Raw genomic sequence first — 20172 nt, forward strand, 5'->3', positions numbered from 1 at the left:
CTTTTATCTGTAATTCTATTCGGTATATCCAATTATTATAAAGCATTTAAAAGACTCCTACAAGAGGAGACTGACAGTTTAGATTTTTTTAATGAAATAGAAAAAACTCCTGAAATTCCAATCAGAATTTCAGGAGTCCGTTCTTTTTGCATTATTATCCCTGCTGGTTTGTATCTGCAGGCTTTTTGCCAAGTGTAATGTCAACATTACGTTCTACATACTGTCCGTTTTCAAGAGACTGTACCGTAAGAGTAACGGTTGTTCCCCCTGCATAGTATTTAAGCATGCCAGTCAAGTCATCATAGGTTTTGATTCCCTGCCCGTCAAATTTGGTGATAATGTCTTTTTCACGGAGATCTGACTTGGATGCTGCTCCGCCTTCCACAATTTTATAAATAAATACGCCCTGTGGCATACCAAGCTGCTGGCTGGTGGTAGAATCAATGTTCTTGCACTGGATTCCCAAGTAGCCCTGATCGTTGTCTGCAACCTGTGTTCTGGTCTTTTTTGTCATCAGACTGTCAATGATTGTCTGTGCTTTTGAGATGGGAATGGCGTATCCCATACCTTCCACTTCTGTGGAGGAATATTTGGCTGAGTTAATGCCGATTACTTCTCCCTGCATATTTAAGAGGGCGCCGCCGCTGTTGCCGGGATTAATGGCTGCATCGGTCTGAAGCAGATCACGGTTGGTTCCGTCTTCTGTCTGTACAGAACGGTCAAGTGCACTGATATAACCTACTGTTACGGACTGTCCGTATCCAAGTGCATTGCCGATGGCAATGACTCCCTGCCCAACTTTTAATGTATCGGATTTGCCCAGTGAGGCAATCGCTATTTTGGATAATGTGTCAGAAGAGATGTTCTTTAAAGGAACTGCTATTACTGCTAAATCACTCTCTGCATCGGTTCCCTTAATCGCCGCATCCACTGGTGTCTGGTCAATAAAGGTAACTTTCAGTTCACTGGCTCCCTGAACTACGTGGTTGTTGGTGACAATTAAGAGTTCATCGTCGTTTTTACCAACAACAATTCCGGAACCGCTTCCCTCTCCTTCCTGCTGCATGGGACCAAACCATGTCTGGCTTTCATAGACAACCTTGCTTGTTATGGCTACAACCGACGGCATTGCTTTGTCAACAATAGAAGATACGTCATTGACTGCAGAAATACTGGATGTATTTGATGCCGGAAGAGAATTATTCGCTTGTGTGGACGGCACGGTCTCCGCACGGCTGATCTCCACTGAATTTTTCTGTGCATAGGAGCCTGCTGCCCAGTTGATTCCTACGATCGTGCTGCCTGCAACAATTCCAAATACCAGCGCACTGCCTACAATTCCTGCTGCTTTTTTGGCAAAACCGCCTTTTTTTCTTTTCCTGCCGTCTTCCTGATAAGGTATCTGGTCCGGAGTTCTCTGATAACGGTATTCCTGATAATGGGGAATGCTGTTCTGAGACTGATTCTTTTCCGGCTCCGGATCTCTCATAATAAAATTGGTTGTTACGGCTTCTTCTTTATTGGCTTCCGGATTTGCCCGGCCTGTTTCAATGTTGTTATTTTCGTCATACATAACATCAATCTCCTTTCATGTATGTTTGTTATCTCTTCTGATAATCAAAGTCTACCAATGAAATGTGACCATTCTGTGATAAATCTATATTGAATATGTGAAATGAAAAAATCCCTGCAAAAAGAGCTTTTTTGCAAAGCGCTGTAAGCAGGGATGGGTCATTTTTAATTTAATATTAATTTGAAGGCGGTGCAGGAACTACTACTGCATCTGTTGTGCCCCCCGGGACAGTCGCTGCAGTGGTTGGAGCCGTCCCTGCCTGCTGTGTCGCCTTAGTTTCTCCGGGACCTGGAACAGTCGTCTTTGTCTCTTCGTCAGTTCCCGGCTTGGTAGTTCCGCTGGTTCCGGGTCCCGGAGCAGCGGTAGTGGTCTCACTGGTGCCGGAAGTAGTTGGTTTCGTCTCTCCCGGCTTTCCGGTACCTTTGGTAGTTTCGGAAGGCTTGGTTTCTTTGGTAGGGCCTGTGACGTTTTCCGGGGATTGCGTTGTCTTTACGGGATTTCCAAACTCATCAGTAGCTTCAATCGTTTCCTCCGTACCGGAGGTCTCTTCTGCCTCTGTAGCCTTCGTTTCCTTTACGGCCGGTTTCGTCCTGTCATCGTCCAGTCCTTCGTCGGTAGGCACATGATCGATGCTGGTTCCCTGCTTATACATGCCGGAATCAGCTGCGATCTTGGCACTGATCTTTTTTACCATATCAGATGGCTCATAGCTGTCCTTATCAAAAAGGAATTTATGAAGCTGTGCTACGTTGGTCTCCAGTGTCTGGGGAATAACGCAGTCTCCCTTTTTACCGACTTTCATGTCACCGCGGGCGAATGGAAATCCTCCTGTTTCACCAATGTGGTATTTACCGATATCAAGAAGCAGTTCTGTAAAATCACTGAACGTTAAATTTGAACCAATCTGATCTACCTCCATAAGAAGTATTCTGTTTAAAAGCCCAAGATCAGCTTTCTTTGCTTTATCAAAGGCTTTCTGAATCACAAGGCGCTGACGCTCTGTTCTTGCATAATCCGTATCCATCTTTCTGAGTCTGGCATAGGCCACAGCCTGAACGCCGTCCAGATGATTCATACCTGCTGATTTTAAATGAACGGAAGGAACACCGGTTTTTTCCACAGTCTCTGTAATAAAGGAGTTTATATAGCGGAATTCTGCCTTGCTGATATCAATGTCAACGCCTCCCAGCATATTGATTCCATCTGCAACAGACTTCCAGTTAAATGTCACGTATTCGGTGACATCCAGATCCAGGTTTTTATTAAGAGCGGCAAGGGCCTGGGCGGCTCCGCCGTTTGCATAGGCAGCATTGATTTTATTATAAGTACTTCCTTCATTTATATTCAGATATGTATCACGGAAAACGGATACAATTTTTATTTCCCCAGTACCTCTGTTTATATTGCAGAGCATAATAACATCGGCATTGGTTCCTTTATTTACATTGCCGTCACGGCTGTCTACGCCAAATACAGCAATGGTCCGGTATCCGGTCATATGCTTCTTCTGTTCCGGAGACATTACTTCATTACGCACCTGATTGGCATTAAAATTATCGGGTTTCTGAATAGAGCCCATAATTCTGGCCACATAAGCATAGGAGAAAATAAGTGCCAGTGTAAAAATTTCCGCAACCGCAAGGATTATGAATTTACGGATTCGTCTCTTTTTTTCTGTATGAACTGCCATACGGCTGGCAGCAGCGGCCTTTTCCTGTGGAGAAATTCGTGGCTGCTGTCTGGAAGCGCCGTCTCCTATCACGATCTGATCTTTCTTTGGAGCTCTTGCTCTATTTTCCTCCGGCTGTCTGCTGCCAGTTTCCGGCCGTCTGGCACCGCTTTCCGGCCGCGCTGCACCTGTCTCAGGACGTCTGGCACCGCTTTGTGCCTGTCTGCTGCCAGTTTCCGGCTGTCTGCGTGCTGCATCCGCCGATGAAGGCTGCTTTCCTGCTGATGATTGTCCTTTAAACATGGACTGCCCGTTACCTTCCACTGACGGCCGCCTTCTGTAAGTCCGGCTTTCGCCTTCGTTTACAGACCTTTTTGGATCTTTGCCTGCCTGCCCGCTGCTGCCAGCAGAATCTGGCTTCGAATCAGAACCGCGCCTTTCCTTTCGGGTATTTTCACGGTTTAATTCATCATCAAATTCATTTCTCATTTACTTATCCTCATCCTAATTGTGTCGTATCCGATATCAGTACGCATTTTTATTAATAAACCCTTTGAACATGGTAAGGAACAATATTTTAATATCAAATCCAAGTGTCCAGTTCTCTATATAATACAGATCATGTTCAATTCGTTTTGTAATGGAAGTGTCTCCCCGAAGTCCGTTTACCTGTGCCCAGCCTGTGATTCCGGGACGTACCTGATGCTTGATCATATAGCGGGGTATTTCTTCTTTAAATTTTTCTACGAAAAGAGGGCGTTCCGGTCTGGGACCCACCAGACTCATGTCTCCCCTTAACACATTAAAAAACTGCGGCATCTCATCAATGCTTGTCTTTCTGATAAAACGCCCCACCGGTGTAACTCTGGAATCGTGCTTTGTTGTCCATTTTGTTTTTTCTTCCGAAGGAGCCTGTACCACCATGGACCGGAATTTATACATAGGAAATGACCGGTTGTGAAGCCCTACCCTCTCCTGCTTATAGATCAGGGGACCGGGAGCAGTAAGCTTGATTAATATGGCAGTAAGAAGCATTACCGGAGAAAATACAGCCAGAGCAAAGGCCGCTCCAAATATGTCTACAGCCCTTTTTAACATGGCATTCACCGGATCTGTCAGCGGCACGCGCCTGATATTGACCACAGGAAGCCCCTGCAGATCTTCAATGTAAGGTCTGGTAGGAATCATATTATTATAGTCAGGTATAAATTTGGTGTGAACACCTGATTTTTCACAGGATGCCACAATCCGCTCTAAATCCGCATATTCGCTGATGCTTAAGGTTATGGCAATCTCGTCAAGGGAATTAAGGGCAAGTATTTCATCTAAGTCACTCACTTTTCCAATGACATGAATCCCTTTATACTCAGCACCCCATTCTTTGTTGTTGTCAAGAATTCCCTTGATCTGATAACCCCACTCGGGATTCATACGAACCCGGTCAATAAAGCCTTCCGCCGCACGGCTGTACCCCAGCAGAAGTATATGCTTCTGATTGTATCCCTTGGTCCGCATGGAGTGAAGCATCATTCGGATTAAATTTCTCTCCGCAGTCTCTAAAATAACATTGACAGCAAAGAAATAGAATACCATTCGGGTTGAGAACTCACTGAAATACGGATTCTTCTTAACCAGAAACAGACTGAGGGTAAAGAGCAGAAGCCCCAGTAAATTGGCCTTTAAAATATTGGTGAACTCGTATCGCCTTTCCTGAACCCGTTTCGGTGCATACAGCTGGAAAATGCCGTAGAGGAGCAGATAGGTCGGCAAAATCAGGAGAAGCGCCGCAAAATAGTACTGTGGTGGCAAAACCTGCTTATAGGGACTGAATATCCGGTTGCCCAGTAAAAGAAGAAGCCAGGCAATCACATACGACAGAATAATGACCAGTCCATCCAGTGCTACATGAAACCCGTTAAATTTTTTTTGATTATCTTTAATCATAGCAGCAAAACCTTCCTACTTGCATGACTACATACTCTTCCATGATAATTTCCCGTTTATTATACATGATATGTCAATATGATGCCATTAAATTATTCTTAAATTGACCTGTCAATTTTTAGTTTTCTGTTCATAAATTCCCATACATAGAGAAATGTACCGAAAATCAGCTCTCCCTCAATTCTTATATAATTTCCAAGCCGGGACATTTGAAACCTGACTTTTTTTGTTTTTTTCAGAGTGCTGATTCCTTCCTTTACCCCTTCCACATAATCAGAGGCAAAGCCAATACGCCGGAAAAACAAATATTTTACTGCCATTCCCGCCAAAATGGGAAGTAAGTTAAATAAAAGCTGAAGCAGAGGCATATTCTTATAGTTTAAATAAAGATTGTTTCTTGCAGCCAGCTTTACTTTAAAGGAGTTATATTTGGAACCGCTGGTTCCGCTTCCCACATGATAAACCACGGCTTTGGGACAGTACCAGTTCTCATAGCCACATATCTTAGCCCGGTATCCCACATCAATGTCCTCCAGATATGCGAAATGATCCTCGTCAAAGCCTCCGATTTTGTCAAATACCTCTCTCCGGTAGATGGCAGCACCGGCGCAGGCAGAGAACACCCGGCAGGCTTTTTTATAGCCGCTGCTTTTCTGTCCCACTCCCCTTTGATAGGCCCAGCCCAGTACGCTGTACATATCTCCTGCATCATCCATGAGATCTTTGTGGTAAAGCTGAATCATCTTACTGCTGACGGAGAAAATCTTCGGAGAACGCTCGATGGCCTTTACCATCTCCCTGACGTAATCCGGATCCGGCTCCGTATCATTGTTTAAAAGAATGACATAGGGGGTTACAGATTCCCGGATTCCAACATTAACAGCACCGGAAAATCCTGTATTTTCTTCTAAAAATATGGATGGGATCTGATGGTCTTTCAGCCATTCAACGCTTCCGTCAGAAGAACCGTTATCCACCACAAGAAGCTCAAAGTTCTGATCACTTTGAGCTCTTAAGGCCTTAAAACAGGGTTCCATAAATTTTAATCCGTTATAATTGGGAATAATGATTGTTACTTTCTTTCGCATCTTAAACCTCTAACTGATAGGGTTCCCCTATTTTCTCTTTCTTTAAATCTCTTAATGCAAAATTGGATTTGCGGAGAGTTAAATTGGGGTTATAGTAGGGATCGCCGTCCCGTAGTATTTCCGGCCATTTTTCTGAAAACTTCCGGATCTCCCGGTTGAAGCGTTCCACCTTTTCCGGCGTGTCCTCAAGCCCTCTGGACTTTGACTCATAATGGTAAAAAAGGGCATAGGGCGCATAAACCACCAGCTTATTTAAGGAACGGATCTTCATACAGTAATCAATGTCATTGAAAGCAACTGCCAGATCTTCGGAAAATCCTCCCACCTTATCAAACAGGGACCGTTTGCTCATCATACAGGCCGCAGTAACGGCACTGTAATTCCTTGCGCACATAGCCTGGTTAAAATAGCTGCTTTCCGCCTTATGGAGACCTATAAAGGTATGGCCTGCAATTCCTCCGAAACCGACAACCACTCCGGCATGCTGAATGGTATCATCCGAGTACAGAAGCCGGACTCCGGTGATTCCCACATCATCTCTCTGGCAGAATCCCAGCATCTCATGTATGCTTTCCGGATTAATCAGTTCTGTATCGTTATTTAAAAACAGAAGGTACTCTCCCTTTGCAAATGAAACGCCAAAATTATTGATGGCAGAATAATTGAATTCTCTCTCCCATGTTACAACATGGACAAACTCAAATTCTTTCTGAATTTTCTCATAATAGTCAAATGTAACCGGATCCGTGCTGTTATTCTCCACAACAATGAACTCCAGGTTCTTATAAGTGGATTTCTCAATCAGGGAGCGCATGCATAAATCCAGATCTGCACTGTGATCCTTGTTGGGAATAATGACGGATACCAGAGGATCTCCGGTTATCTCAAATGTGGTGTGGTAGATGCCGTAATCAACGCCCTTTTCCACGGACTTCGCCCGGATTCCCAGCCGGTCATAGTGAGCTTTGACGGCTCTCGCACCTGCCTCAAAAGCATACAGCTTGCTTTCCGGATTACTTGCTGTGGAATCCTGATGGCAGCGCCAGTGGTAAAGTGCCTTTGGAATATGACAGATCTTTCTGGCCTTTTCCGTACAGCGCAGAATGAAATCATAATCCTGGGCTCCGTCAAACTCCTCTTTAAATAATCCCACTTCCAGAAGCAGTTCATGATTTACCACAAACAAATGGCAGATATAGTTAACACTGGTTAACAAATCCGGACTGAAGTCAGGTTTAAAGTGAGGCTCAAACAATTCCCCTCCGTCGATATCAAGCTTATCCTCATCCGTATAAACCACATCAATCTCAGGATCTTTGTTAATGGCCTTTACACATTCAAACAATGCATCCGGTGCCAGCGTATCGTCATGATCTGCAAGAACAATAAAATCACCTGTGGCCATCTCAATGGCAGCGTTGGTATTGCCGGAAATTCCTTTGTTCTCTCCCAGTATCACGTAACGGAATCTCTCATCCTTCATGGCGTAGCGCTTAAGCACCCGTTCCACCCCTTCTCCCCTGGGGCTTCCGTCAGCCACACAGACCTCCCAGTTTGTGTAAGTCTGGGCAAGGAGTGAATCAAGCATGGCGGAAAGGAAACGTTCCGGTGTCTTATAGGCGGGTATGACAACAGAAAGTCTTGGCATATAATCAAACACAACCTGTCTCTGCTGTGCCAGTTCCTCCTCCGTTGTTCTCGTAAGAGATACCCATTCCGGATAATCGTAATCACTGTCAATTCCCTGAAGCTTATGTCTGGATTTGATCACAAAGGCTTTCAGACCATTTTCCATGAGGAAATCCATGGCAGACTGCAGTGTCTGCTTATTCATCATGCTCTTTAATTTAGCCGTTTTTTTATGGGCTGAACTGTTCTGCTTTTCTATGATATCCGCATTCAGCTTTACCTGTACTGACTTATTATCACACTGTATCACCAAAGTCCGGTCTTTTCTGCTGTCCCGGACATAAGGAATCCGGATATCAAAACCCAGGTCCTTTTCAACCGTTTTCTTAAAATAAATCTGGCTTACATCATCTCTGCGCACCGGTACGTATTTGAATTCCACAGGATTTCCCTGTTCATCAAGCACCTTAAATTCCACTGGTTCATCCGGAGTTTTTCCGATTACCCAGCCATTTAATACGATGGTATTGTCACGGATCCGCGCTACATCTATCTTATATTTCATCTCTGATTCCCATCCTCCATGGAGGCTGCCATAAGAAGCAGATCCTCATCTGTATCTTCCTGTGTGCCGCATGTGAAATTAATCCGCTCTTCCTCAATAACAAGAGGACGTTTCATAATGCGGGCATTGATGGAAAGAATGTACTCCCCCACAAGACCGATAAAGAAGATCTGAACTGATCCCAGAAAGCACATGCCAATGAGGAGAGGTGCCATCCCGGCTGGGAAACGGTCCCAGTAGATCAGCTTTAAGATCAGATAAATCAGGCCCACCGCCATGCTGGCAAAGGAGCAGATACTTCCAAAAATGGTTGCCAGGCGAAGTCCGACCTTTGTGTAGGAAGTAATGCTTAACATCGCCGCATCATAGAGCCTGTAGAAATTATTGCTGGTTTTCCCAGCCCGCCGTTTGGGCTGTTCATAAGGAATCTCTTTTCTTCTGAAACCAAGCTCTGCCACAATTCCCCTGAGGAAAGGTGTCGGATCATCAAGCTGCCTTAAAACCTTAATAAATGATTTGTCATAGAGTCCGAATCCCGTAAAATGCTCAATCTGCTCCACATCCGAGAGTTTTTTAATCATCTTATAGTAACAGCTTCTCAGCCAGTACATGATCCTGCTCTCTTTGCTGGACTTCTTGATACCAATCACAATTTTGTAACCGTCTTCCCATTCCTTTACGTATCTGGGAATCATCTCCACCGGGTCCTGGAAATCTGCAGCCATTAAAATCGTACAGTCGCCGTCTGACTGGAGCATGGCGTAGTATGGAGAATTGAACTGCCCGAAATTTTTCGCATTTAAAATTCCCTTTACCCCTTTATCCTTTGAACATAAACTGCGGATTAAATCCCTGGTTCTGTCAGAAGAATCATTATCAATAAAAATCAGTTCATAACCGTATTGATTTAATTCCCTTTTAAAAACACCTGTAATCGCCTGATACATGGCCTCTACGTTTTCTTCCTCATTATAGCAGGGAACTACAATGCTAATTGTTTTCATGTGTTCACTTCCCATCTGTCCGCACCATCACTTTTACTAAATCTGCAGGTTTTTCTTTCATCAGCCGGAGCGCAGTCTCCACTTCATCCAGTCCATACAGGTGATGGGTCACCAGCTTCTGGGGGTTAATTCTGCCGTACTGAATCATCTTTAAGAGGCGTTCAATTCTCACTCTCCCGCCTTTTGCCAGCTCCGTATGAATGGTCTTCCCACCCATTCCCCTGCCGCCCGAAAATTTGGGGAAAGCAAGATTTCCGGTGCCGCCAAAATAATTGACATTGGAAATGGTTCCGATTCCATATCTTGCCATATCAACCGCCTGGGTAAATACTTCGTCACCGCCTCCGCAGATGATGACGCCATCGGCTCCCAGACCGCCGGTCCGTTCCATCACCTGATCCACGATACTGCCGTTTTTATAGCTTAAGACCTCCGTCGCCCCAAACTCCATGGCAAGACTGGTGCATACAGGCCTGGTACCTACTGCAATGATGCGGGCCGCCCCCAGATGTCTGGCACCTTCAACTGCCATCAGGCCGATGGGACCGATTCCCATAACCACGACTGTGTCTCCAAACTGTATGTCTGCATATTCCGCCCCGGTAAAACCGGTAGTGACCACATCCACACACATAAGAGCCTGTTCCAGTGTAACTCCCTCAGGAATCTTTGCAAGAGTGGTATCCGCATCAGGAATCAGGAATTTTTCAGCAAATACGCCGGGTATGGATCTGCCCAGCTGATGTCCGGAAAATGGAGCCGATGCGTGCTTATAATTTCCTTCCTGAATCCCCATAGCCCTCCAGTCCGGGGTGATGGCAGGAACTGCAACAACCTCTCCAGGCTTAAAATCTTTCACCAATTCACCGGTCTGTAAAATCTCCGCCACACATTCATGGCCTAATATAAGATTGGGCGCTTTTCTAGATCCCCCTCCGTAAACGGTATGAACATCAGAGGAGCAGGGCGCCACTGCAACAGGGCGCAGAATCGCTCCGTAAGGTGTAAGCTCCGGCTCCGGCGCATCATGCCAGCCAACTTTTCCCGGTTCAATTAATACAAATGCTTTCATACTTTTTTCTTATATCCTTTCCAAATGATTGGATTTCAACGCCAGAATCTCCACATTCCGGCCAAATTTTTCCACGATGGACTTAGCGATCTCCTCTGTATAGCCCGGAGCCACGATTAAAATGGCATCTACCGGATCCTTAAGGAAATGGTCCGGTGCCACAATGGGCAAGTGGGAGGCAGGTGCATATCTGCCCTGTTTAAAGGGAGCTGAATCAATGATGTATCTGGCAAAATCCCCGATTACAGTTGTGGATGCGAGGGTAAAGCCCTGATGGCTTGCTCCCCAGATTCCAAGGCTCTTTCCTTCTGACTCTAATTCACGGATCAGACGTTTCAGCTCATCGCCAATGATCACACGGCTTTGTACCAGACCGGAGACATCCAGTCTGCCGGAACTATCCCCGGACGGCCTTTCTTTTAAGGTTTTCTTCTTTCTGACAATCACCGAGAGCGTATCCCGGTTTACCATCTCTTCCTCAATCACTTCAAAACCAGCCTGATCCGCTGCAAAACGCAGCGTATCAAAGGTATAATAAGCAATATGATCCCGGATCAGTTCGTAGTAGCCGTCATACTTCAAGATATATTCAAGACTTGGCACGGTAATTAAACCCACGCCCTCATCCGTTAAATTCTCTGCAATGCAGCGAAGCATCCCAACAGGGTCCGGCTGGTGTTCCAGATAGTTAAAGGATAAAAATCCATCGTAGGGACCGCTCATGCTGCCATCGGGGGATACAAGAACCTCGCCCTCCCCGGCAAACTGCCTCCAGACATTCAGCCCTTTTTCTTTTCCTAGTAAAACCAGGCTCTCACGGTGCTCAATTCCGCAGGCAATAACCGGGAATCCGGTAAGTACTGAAAGGAATTCTCCCTGGCCGCAGCCAGCCTCAATGAGTTTCTTCCCTTCCAGATGGCAGGATTCAATAAAATGCCGGTACTGGCGTTTTCTTAATTCCACCATGGTGGTGGTAAATCCGCCGGACCGGATTACGTCCTTATAATATGGCACTGGCTCACAATCAAACTGAACCAGACCGCAGCAGCTGCACTGGTGCAGATTTAAACTGATTCCCCTGTCATCTGCCAGATCCTCCCGGCCCGGAATATCCTGGGCGGAGGCGGGCATATGATCCAGTGTCAGTAAAGGTTCCCCGTCAAGTGCCTGCCCGCACACAATACAAATCCTATCTCTCATACCACAAATTTTCCTCCATGTCAATCCTTTTTAATATCCGCAGGTTTTCTTAACTCCCTCAGAAAAGTTCACAAGGGGAGAAAAACCGGTCTCTTTTTCCAGCTTTTTTATATCCGGAATCAGATTTGCAAGACCTTCCGCATTGGGCCGTCTTCTTCCATAACTGTAGCTGCCATGATATCCCATGGTTTCATACATGAGCCGAATGTATTCCCGCAGCGGCTTTGTTTCGCTTTCCGGCGCTGCCACATTATAAATTCCGGAAACCGATTCTTTTTCCCGTTCCATTAAAAGCATCAGTGCCCGGACACAATCCTCCAGATATAAAAAATTCCACATTTGTGTACATTCCCCCAGGGATATGTATTCTCCCCTGCCAAATGCCCGTAAGCAGCTTTCCACCAGAGACCATGGATGGTCTCCCGGTCCGTACACGCTGAAAATCCTTGCGTGAATATACTCCATGGAAAAAATCCCTTCCTGTCTCCACTGGTCCGTCTTTTCTGCCGCCTGATTTAAAAAATCCAGTTTCGCCTTTCCATATTCAGAGACAGGACTGCATACGGTCTCCTCAGTAAGCGGTCCTGCGTGAATTCCGTATTCCGCCTGGGAACCGCTGAAGAGAAAACGGCTGCAGCCTAAACGTCCGGCCCCTTCCAAAGCCTTCAAAGAGTCCCTGACATTCTTTTGCTGGACTTCCCGTTTCATACGGTTCTCGCTGCCTGAACCATCCCAGCCAAAGTGATAAAATGCCTGGCAGGGTCCGTCAATTACCTGATCCAGCGTATCAAGCTCCCCAAGCTCCCGTTCTATTACGTGAAGTCCCTTTTGTTCTGCCGGAAGGTATCTCATATTCTCCGAACCGGGACGGACCACTGCATATACCCTGCTGCCCTGTTTTAAAAGGCGGTCCGCCACAGCTCTTCCCAGGAAGCTGGTCGCTCCTGTTACAACAACATTCACCGTATTTCCTCCCTGTCCTGTAGTCTAGTCCCTGATTCGGGGAATGATCATATTGCGGTTCATCTCTTCCTCAGACAGGAACGGGGATAAATCCTCTAATGGAGGAGAAACCATGGTTCCGTCCGGGAGACGCTTGGCCGCTGACTTCGGCTCAAAATTCTGATCTCTGCTGACAAATACTTCACAAATCACCGGTCCGTCAAGAGATAAGGTATCACGAAGCGCCTGATCGATCTCACCGTTGTGACGGGCGCAGACATAGGGGTATCCGTATGCACCGGAGAGCTTCATCATATCAGGGAAGCTTAAATCCCCGCTGTCATCTCCGATTCCCACCAACGGCTCCCCAAAATAATTCTTCTGGGTCTGCCGGATGGAATGATAACCGCCGTTATTTATTACGAATATCTTAATGGGAAGGCGGTGGTGTATAATCGTCTGCAGTTCCTGCAGGTTCATCTGTATGCTTCCATCCCCGGTCACAAGAATAATGTCCTCTCCCGGATCAGCCTTTGCAATGCCGATGGCTGCCGGCAGGTCATATCCCATGGAGGCCACCGCAGAATTGGTGATAAAACGCTGGCCGGGCTTGATCACATAAGCATGTCCGCCCACAACACAGGCCGATCCGTTGCCAACCACAGTAATCTGGTTTTCCGGAAGACGGGAGCTGAGCTCCTTAATAAATGCATAGATGTTGACTTCCTTCTCTTCTTCCTGGCTGTAATGCTTTGGAAGCACCACCGGATACGTCTCTTTCCACATACGGCAGGTCTCATTCCAGGTAAGTGAGTCAATTCCCTTCCCGCCCTTAAAAAGCGGATCTTTCCCAGTCGCCTTAAATTCCTGATCCAGAAGATCTTCCATCACCGCCAGCAGTTCTTTAATATCTGCATGAATCCGCATATCTGCATGGACAGACGGTTTCTTTAATTCCTCAGAATCAATGTCATTGACAATAACATAAGCTTCTCTGGCCCAGGTGTCATAGTTATATCCAACCTGGCGGATGCTTAAACGACTGGCAAGTGAAAGCACCAGGTCGCTGTTCTGTATGGCGAAATTACCGGGACGGTCTCCCATTCCGCCTCCTCTTCCTGTATAAAGAGGATGGGTATCATAAATACAGTCCTGGCTGTTCCAGCCCGTCACAACAGGAACTCCCAGCTTCTCTGCCACACGAAGAAACGCCTCATGAGCCTGTCCGATGCGGATTCCATTGCCTGCATTAATTACAGGGCGTGATGCTTCTTTGATCTTTAAAAGGACGTCACGGACAGCATCCTGATCGGGCTTTGGAGGCAGTGTCTGACGTTTCTCTCCATACCCGTTCTCATCCTCAGAGATCTTTGCTTCACATACAGAAGCCCATCCGTCTCCCCCCTGCTCGTAATCCTCCGGATTAAATCCGATTAAATCACCGGTTTCCACAAAAGCGCCCTGCACGTTTAAGGGAATGTCCAGCCATACAGGTCCGGGGCGGCCGGAATACGCCAGATAGACTGCCTTTTCCAGGCAGTAGCGGATCCTCATGGGATCAATCACCATCTCGCTGTACTTGGTCATGCAGTCAATTGCTTTTGTAATATCAAATTCCTGATCTCCCATGGCACGGATTCCTACGCCGGACCATCTGGCTGTGGTATCATAGCGGACCTGTCCTGACAGAATCAGCATGGGAATGGAATCCAGCCATCCGCCTAAAACTCCGGTTATGGCATTGGTACCCCCCGGGCCTGTGGTCACGCATACAGCAGCAATCTGTCCCCTGATTCTGGCGTAGGATTCGGCAGCAATGGCACATGCCTGCTCATGATGGTTATAGAGACAGTTAAGCCCTTCCTGATGTCCCAATGCATCGTTTAAATGCATGGCACCTCCTCCTGTTACGGTAAACACCTGGGTGATTCCAAGCTCCACCAGACTCCGGGCTATATAATTGGATACTTTCGTTCTCATGTTATTTTCTCCTTTATTAAGGAATGGTAATTATCTGACTGTGATTATACCACACACCACTTTATTTTCCTATTAAAGTTTTCTTACTTTCTAAATGCTTCCTGCATTTCCATTTTTCTTCCGTTTCTTCTCCGTCCCAGCCTCGTTTTCCTTACAACTGCCCGAATTCCCTGCACTGGGGCGGCACCATACAGACTGGGGAACCCCTGCGTATCCTCAACTTTTCTCCTGTTCTGTTAGCTCCTTCCATATCTGCCATCAAACCACACTTTCTTTCTCCCTTTTGTTTACGTTATAATCGCAGAGTAATGCAACTATGGATTTTCGGCCACGATAAAACTTACTGCAAAAAAGGAGAGAACATATTTATGAAAAAGCAAATCAAATTGATGGCTGTATTATCCGCTGCCGGTATTTTAACTGCTGCAGCCCCACAACTGGGATCTTTTAACACAGCCTCTACTGTCTATGCCAAGGCAACTGGCTGGGTAGAAGAAAACGGTACATGGAGATTTTATGAGGAGGGTGATTACTTCGCCACTGATTCCTGGAAGAAGTACGGAGAAGACTGGTACTACTTAAACGAGGATGGCGAAATCGCTACCAGCGAGGAAATTGATGAGTACTATGTAGATGAGAGCGGTAAAAGAGTATCTAATTACTGGATCTCTGTTACCAATGACAGCTACTGGGACTCCCCTGACTCGCCTGAAAACTACTGGCATTATTACGGAAAAGACGGAAAAGCCGTAGTTTCCAAATGGCAGAAGATTAACAACAGCTGGTACTACTTTGACGAACAGGGTCAGATGCTCACTGGCAAAGTAGAAATCGCAGGTTCTACTTATTACCTGGGTGGCGAAAACGACGGAGCACAGAAAACAGGCTGGTTTGAGCTTGACAGTGCAAAAGAAGATTCCGAGCATCCACGTGCATGGTACTATTTTGACAAAGACGGTATCATGGTAAAAGATCAGGTAGACAAAAAAATTAACGGTTCCTATTACACCTTTGTAAATGGTGAAATGCAGACCGGCTGGTACAAACTTCCTGTAACAGCAACTCCTTCAGAAGCGGCCGAAAATACTGACAACAATACTTCCGCAGCAGGCTATCAGTACTATGATGAGAGCGGTGCAAGAGTTGATGGCTGGAGAGAAATCGAAGGCATCGAAGGCATCAGCGCAGAAGGCGAACAGCACTGGTTCTTCTTCAAAAACGGTGCTCCTTACTTTGCGAAAAAGGGTATTCAATTATTCACTGTAAACTCCCAGAAATATGGATTTAATACAAAAGGTGAAATGCAGACCGGACTTAAGGTTGTTACTCTGGAAGACGGAAATACTGCAAACTTCTATTTCGCAGAAAGCGGCGCGATCAACACTGGAAAACAGTCCATCTATGACGAAGATTTAGGCGAGAACCAGATCTGGTACTTTGTAACTTCAGGAAGCAAGAAAGGTCAGGGCTTCCACGGTATTCTTGACGATACTCTTTACGAGTATGGTTTAAGAAAAGAAGCAGATGCGGATTTAAGAGTTGCTCCATTCGCTCTTAACGGCAAGAACTATCTTGTGAATACCAATGGTGTTCTTCAGAAAGCTTCTTCCACATCCAAGTCCACAGCAAAACCAGAGCTTGGCGCAGGCTTCAGAGATTTCAAAGACACCAACGAAAAAGTTTACGTTGTAGATGTAAATGGTATTATTCAGTAAATAGATTACCTTTATAAATGAAACATCCGTTCAATTGCCAAAAAGCCCGCGGCGTATCAGCAGCGGGCTTTTATTTGTTTTGAACAATTGTATCTGTAATATCAGTACAAAATGCTAAAATAGAAATTTTTTTATCGATTTCAGTGTTTTCGCGTTATATTTTTGTCGATTAAACGTTATATATATAGGAGTAGAATGTTCATACACTAATAAAAAAAGGAGGAGACCAATGAGAGAACTGTCCGTGTACTATTGTTCCAAATGCGGGTATTATGGTTATTATCAGCTGGAGAGGAATGCGGTATGCCCAAAGTGCAAGGTGGACATGCTTGCGTTGTCCATCAGCTATCAGGCTTTCATGGATTTGCCCTGTGAAGAAAGGGACGAACTGCTATCCTCCCAAATCATTGCCTCATCGTCTCCCTATGTAAAGCGCCTGCTGGTACCTCATAAGGTGAATAATAACCGGGAAATCATTGCCCGAATGGGAGACCGCATTACCGAACTGGAGATTGAAAATGAAAAACTGAATAAAACCATTGAATGGATGCACCAGACAATCTGGGAAATGGTACGTAAAAACAAGGGATTAAATTTAAGTGACCAGGAAGAATCCCAAAAGGGGATTGATCCCTGACAGGGACATTCCGGGAGTGCCCCCCTGCACTCCTTACCCATCCCCTGTCAGGCGATTTTATCAGTACTTATGTAACGTCCGATCAATCTGTTCAGCGTCTGATTCAACCTTTCAATCACTTTATGGAGTCTCGAATTTTCTTCCATCAGCTTCTCATTCTCCATCTGTACAATCCGCAGTTTCTCAGCATCTGTCATATAGATACCCCCTCCTTTTTCTGCTTTTCTTTATTCAATATAAGTCCTTTCTAAGTGTTTGAAAAGTAAATTTTATCGCATTATTCGACATTTTTTACATTATTTTAGTCAATTTGATCAATTTATCAGGGGATTTTTTAGTTAAAGTACTACATATGCCATAGCAAAAAAAAGCTGGCACTAGATGTGCGATTTGTTCATACCTTATATTGTCGACATAATTGATATTAATTATAATAGATTTTACAATAATTATTATAATTTATCTTAATGTTTTTTATTCTCGTCAGATTTTTGACAATTAAGAGGACATATATCTATTTATTACCAGTGCAACCTCAAAAAGCCGGCTGCTCCAGATCCGGCTTTCATAAAATCTATTTATTTTAGGTAAAATACATTTATTATGAGCTTTTCAACCGTGTCATCAGAAGAGGAAGTCTCAGCTCATCAAGCACTTCATTGATATAAAACAGAACCGGAACCGTTCCGTCTGTTTTTCTTTCACCGGAAAGAAACCAGCATACAACTGCATCATTGGGAAGAGAAGCGGATAACGCATACCCGGCTTTTTTCAGTAAAAGCTGTATTTCGTCAATTCCAAGTCCAAGAGAAATGGCAATTGCCAGCAATGTTTCCTTTGACGGCCTTTTCTGACTCTTAATGTATTGAAACATCCGCTCGCTGACATTGGCTGCTTCGCAGATGGATTTGCCTCTTCCTCTGCCGCCATTTAGAAACTGTCTGAAATATCCGCAAAAATCATGCTCACCGGAAAGAGAGAGCCCCGCCTTATTGGCCAGAAGCTCGGATTCCTCTGAATTTAAATGAAATATTTTCGCACAGGAGGCAATCACCTGCTTCTTGGATTCTCTTGTCTGAGTGCTGTACGGGTGATTTTTCCACCAGGAAACAGCCTGTTTATTTACCCCCAGTTTCTGATACACGTCTTCCAGAAGCCTTAAGTCATTTGTCTTTTTGTAGTCTTTAGCAAGATTATTTAATGCTGTATAGAAGCTTTCCTCCAGAATGACTCCATGATCATCCAGCCACTGTTTTGTTTTTGCATAATCCATCTAATTCCCCGCCTTCCTTAAAAAACAGTTTCCGGCCGTTATTGCGCCAAAAAAGCCAGCTGGTCTGTATTCTCCAGCTGGCTACATTATACCGGTATTTTATTCATTGCAGGCAGGATATCCCTAAGATGCAAAAAAACAGCATAACCTGTTAATCTGCGGGATCAATGGTTAATAAAATTCTTCAACCTTCATAATCAACCGTACCGATACAGGTTAAATTAAGGGTGTTCTTCAACAGGTCTCCTGGGGAGATGAAGTATTCATACATATCCTTAAGTCTGTCTAAATAGTAGACAGCATCCTCCTGATTACAGTCTGCTCCCCTGGAAAATGTCTTAACGAACTGGATGCAGAAACGGGTTACTTCTATAATAAGGTCATCCGGCAAATCAGGCGATACAGAAAGCCGTGTGCCAGCCTGATTCTCACTCAGCGCCTCATATAATTCATTGACTGCTTCATCCACATTCTCATCCGTTACAGGGCTGTTTTCCCCAATTGCAGAGAATATCCGGCTGTTATAACCGGAAGGATCCCTCTGAATGATTTCAATGATCTTATCAATCACAGGGAAGCCTGTATTATTATTTAAATGAATCTCATAACTCTCTCCCGCTTCCTTATAGCAATGATAAGCAAACTGGGAGCACATCATGGCTTCTCTGCCCTTATAAATCACCGCATCTTCCAGCTCCATTAAAATCCCCATGGAAAGTTTCACAATCTTTGTTACAAGGCCCTGAATCCCCGTATCACCCAGTATGTTACTGGTAATGCAATACAGGCCGATAAACGGAAGCTGGGCATGGGCATAAGGCAGCTTCTCTCTGACATACCGGGCCGCAATGTTCATAACCGGCTGACAGTCGTTATTTCCCGGATTTAACCGCATCACATAGGCTGTCCTTGCTGTTCTGGTAAGGATGGTGTCCTCGACTGCATTGGGCGGCGTTTCCTCAATCACAGTCCCTGTCGGCTTGGCAGGCCCGCAGCTTAAAGCGGTATGGCTTACTTCAGATTTTGTGACCCACGCTATGATCTTTGATATCTTGTCTTCGCTGGGCTCCAGTAAAAGGATATCTCCTGCCTTTAGTTCACTTACCCTGACTTTTTCACTCATCATTTCATCCTCCTGAATTAATTGAAATATTGTTTCAGTTCCTTTACCTTATTCCGGCTTACCAGTATCACATCGGAAATATCCTTAAAATACATATCATAGGTATAATTAATTCGCGGCCGAAACCGGTCTGCTCTGGCGAGATTAGCCAGGTAACACTTATGAGTCCGGAAAAATGAATTTTTCTTCAGCTTTTCCTCATAAAAATTCAGCGTTTTATTACCGCGGAATACGTGATCCCTGGTATGTATCATACAAACCCCCTGTAATGCTTCTATATAAAATATATCAGCCGCCGGTATAAGAACAATATCTTCGTCGTTATACCCGCAGATCATGTCCAAGTTATATTCATACTGCCCGCTGATCTCCTGGTATACCTCCTGTCCGGCTGTGGTATTCTTTAATTTATTCAGACACTTATAAAACCGTTCTTCTGTGTAGGGTTTTAATAAATAATCAACTGCATTCAGTTCAAATGCCTTTGCTGCATAACCATTATACGCAGTTACAAAGCAGATCTTCGTTTGTGGATGAAGGCTGCTGATCTGCTCAGCAATGTACATTCCATTAATTCCCGGCATATCAATATCCAAAAATAACAGGTCGCATGGGTTCTTCAGTAAATACGCCAGCCCCTCTCTGGAATCGGAAAAGGCCGCTGCCAAAGAAAATTCATCCTTTTTCTTCAGCAGTTCCGTAAGATATTCAATTGAATTTTTCTCATCATCAATGACTACAACCTGCATACCTGCATA

General features: G+C 45.0%; 16 protein-coding genes. 2 read left to right on the plus strand and 14 right to left on the minus strand.

Features of this window, described 5'->3' with window-relative positions; genetic code table 11:
• Positions 1–154: 154 nt before the first annotated feature.
• From DS742_RS06450 to DS742_RS06495, 10 genes are all read right to left on the minus strand, one after another.
• Positions 155–1573 (minus strand): S1C family serine protease, encoded by a 1419-nt coding sequence (locus DS742_RS06450; RefSeq protein ID WP_117416169.1) that lies wholly within the window; start codon positions 1571–1573, stop codon positions 155–157.
• Between the two features lie 175 nt (positions 1574–1748).
• On the minus strand, positions 1749–3731 hold the full coding sequence (locus DS742_RS06455; protein ID WP_117416170.1) for an LCP family protein: 1983 nt from the start codon (positions 3729–3731) through the stop codon (positions 1749–1751).
• Between the two features lie 36 nt (positions 3732–3767).
• Positions 3768–5186: an undecaprenyl-phosphate glucose phosphotransferase gene (locus DS742_RS06460; protein WP_117416171.1), complete on the minus strand. Its 1419-nt coding sequence runs from the start codon at positions 5184–5186 to the stop codon at positions 3768–3770.
• A gap of 98 nt (positions 5187–5284) precedes the next feature.
• On the minus strand, positions 5285–6274 hold the full coding sequence (locus tag DS742_RS06465; RefSeq protein ID WP_117416172.1) for a glycosyltransferase family 2 protein: 990 nt from the start codon (positions 6272–6274) through the stop codon (positions 5285–5287).
• A 1-nt stretch (position 6275) separates the two neighbouring features.
• Entirely contained in the window at positions 6276–8468 is a 2193-nt protein-coding gene (locus tag DS742_RS06470; protein WP_117416173.1) for a glycosyltransferase family 2 protein, read from the minus strand.
• Positions 8465–9472: a glycosyltransferase family 2 protein gene (locus DS742_RS06475; RefSeq protein ID WP_117416174.1), complete on the minus strand. Its 1008-nt coding sequence runs from the start codon at positions 9470–9472 to the stop codon at positions 8465–8467. The genes DS742_RS06470 and DS742_RS06475 overlap by 4 nt, the downstream gene beginning before the upstream one ends.
• A 4-nt stretch (positions 9473–9476) precedes the next feature.
• Positions 9477–10544 carry a zinc-binding dehydrogenase gene (locus tag DS742_RS06480; protein WP_117416175.1) on the minus strand — a complete coding sequence of 356 codons (1068 nt, stop codon included), beginning with the start codon at positions 10542–10544 and terminating at the stop codon, positions 9477–9479.
• A 9-nt stretch (positions 10545–10553) separates the two neighbouring features.
• Positions 10554–11744 carry a class I SAM-dependent methyltransferase gene (locus tag DS742_RS06485; protein ID WP_117416176.1) on the minus strand — a complete coding sequence of 397 codons (1191 nt, stop codon included), beginning with the start codon at positions 11742–11744 and terminating at the stop codon, positions 10554–10556.
• A 30-nt stretch (positions 11745–11774) separates the two neighbouring features.
• Complete coding sequence (locus DS742_RS06490; protein ID WP_117416177.1) at positions 11775–12707, minus strand: NAD-dependent epimerase/dehydratase family protein; 933 nt, start codon at positions 12705–12707, stop codon at positions 11775–11777.
• A gap of 24 nt (positions 12708–12731) precedes the next feature.
• On the minus strand, positions 12732–14666 hold the full coding sequence (locus tag DS742_RS06495) for a thiamine pyrophosphate-binding protein (RefSeq protein ID WP_117416178.1): 1935 nt from the start codon (positions 14664–14666) through the stop codon (positions 12732–12734).
• 368 nt (positions 14667–15034) lie between these two features.
• Here DS742_RS06495 and DS742_RS06500 point away from each other — a divergent pair, with 368 nt between their 5' ends.
• Complete coding sequence (locus DS742_RS06500; RefSeq protein WP_117416179.1) at positions 15035–16381, plus strand: N-acetylmuramoyl-L-alanine amidase family protein; 1347 nt, start codon at positions 15035–15037, stop codon at positions 16379–16381.
• Between the two features lie 229 nt (positions 16382–16610).
• On the plus strand, positions 16611–17018 hold the full coding sequence (locus tag DS742_RS06505; protein WP_117416180.1) for a hypothetical protein: 408 nt from the start codon (positions 16611–16613) through the stop codon (positions 17016–17018).
• Positions 17019–17065: 47 nt separating this feature from the next.
• On the opposite strand, the gene DS742_RS28750 is transcribed toward DS742_RS06505, so the two are convergent.
• From DS742_RS28750 to DS742_RS06520, 4 genes are all read right to left on the minus strand, one after another.
• The gene (locus DS742_RS28750; RefSeq protein ID WP_170313378.1) at positions 17066–17215 is read right to left on the minus strand and encodes a hypothetical protein; all 150 of its coding nucleotides are present in this window, start codon (positions 17213–17215) and stop codon (positions 17066–17068) included.
• Between the two features lie 404 nt (positions 17216–17619).
• On the minus strand, positions 17620–18291 hold the full coding sequence (locus DS742_RS06510) for a hypothetical protein (protein WP_117416181.1): 672 nt from the start codon (positions 18289–18291) through the stop codon (positions 17620–17622).
• Positions 18292–18475: 184 nt separating this feature from the next.
• On the minus strand, positions 18476–19417 hold the full coding sequence (locus DS742_RS06515) for a hypothetical protein (RefSeq protein ID WP_147325727.1): 942 nt from the start codon (positions 19415–19417) through the stop codon (positions 18476–18478).
• A 14-nt stretch (positions 19418–19431) separates the two neighbouring features.
• Positions 19432–20163, minus strand: a complete 732-nt coding sequence (locus DS742_RS06520) for a LytR/AlgR family response regulator transcription factor (protein WP_117416183.1) — start codon at positions 20161–20163, stop codon at positions 19432–19434.
• Positions 20164–20172 lie beyond the last annotated feature (9 nt).

Origin of the sequence: Lacrimispora amygdalina, from assembly GCF_003432035.1 — a bacterium.
In the GTDB taxonomy this organism is placed as follows: Bacteria; Bacillota; Clostridia; order Lachnospirales; family Lachnospiraceae; genus Lacrimispora; species Lacrimispora amygdalina.